Source organism: Galbibacter sp. PAP.153, assembly GCF_037029175.1.
Classification (GTDB): Bacteria; Bacteroidota; Bacteroidia; order Flavobacteriales; family Flavobacteriaceae; genus Galbibacter; species Galbibacter pacificus.
Genome location: NZ_JAZEUN010000057.1, coordinates 1 through 1,023 on the forward strand (window position 1 = coordinate 1; position 1,023 = coordinate 1,023).

Genomic DNA, 1,023 nt, shown 5'->3' on the forward strand with positions numbered 1-1,023 from the left:
TAACGTGAGTTCGATATAAGGATTACTGAATTCTTTGGAAGTTATGGATATTAATATTTGGTTTAGTAGGGTAAAAAGAATAGGCAATTAACCCAGAGACTAAGTTTGTAACGAAGTTATCGAAGCTTCGATGTCTGGTGTGTTCGATTTGGCATTGGTTTTTCAGGATATCGTTTACGCTCTCCACAACTGCTCTTTTTCTAAGAAGTATTTTGTCATATACATGTACAAGTGCATTTTTCATGTTCTTCTTAATTTTTGTGACCAAGTGTATGCCATCCACAAACAGTTTTTCAAAAAGATCTTTTCCAATATAGCCCCTGTCTGCGAATATCTTACCGAACACCTTGTCATGGAACGTCTTGTCTTTTAATGGCTGCCTATCGTCGACATTGCCCTGTGTAATAAGGAAATCGATAATCTCTCCCCGCTCATTGATTACAATATGCAGTTTGAATCCGAAGAACCACCCCATGGTACCCCTGCCTTTGGCAGCTATCCCCTTGAACACCTTGTTCTGCTTCTCCCGTTTGTAATGACAGGCTTTCAGCACGGTAGAATCGAGAAAGGAAATACCGGAACACTTGCCCAAACAGCAAGTCTGTAAAAAAATGGTCATTGGAAGCACACATTTCTTTTGTAGTTCCACGAAGCGGTTATAGGAAACCGTTTCCGGGAAATCGTCTTTCATGTGTTGAGTAACATGGTTGATATAAAAATGTTTTAGGCAACGGTATCCTTTTAGATGGAACAATATCATGATAGTGATTACTTCACTATCAGACAATCTGGATTTACGGTTACGTTTTTTCTTACCAGTGGTTTGGACAATAGCATTTTGGTCGATTATTTGGTTCATTTCTTTGCAAAAATCGTCAATAACACAAAAAATTTCAGTAATTTTATCTTTAGAAATCATAAGCAGATTTTTAGTTAAATATTTGAATTTCAATTACTTAAATATACTAAATTTCTGCTTTTTTATGTTGATAAATTACTTATTTCTTACGTCGAACTCACGTT

General features: G+C 36.2%; 1 protein-coding gene. It reads right to left on the bottom strand.

Annotation, left to right across the window (positions count from 1 at the left end):
- Window positions 1-22 precede the first annotated feature (22 nt).
- Complete coding sequence (locus UXI14_RS18010; protein ID WP_335967355.1) at window positions 23-919, bottom strand: IS982 family transposase; 897 nt, start codon at window positions 917-919, stop codon at window positions 23-25.
- Window positions 920-1,023 lie beyond the last annotated feature (104 nt).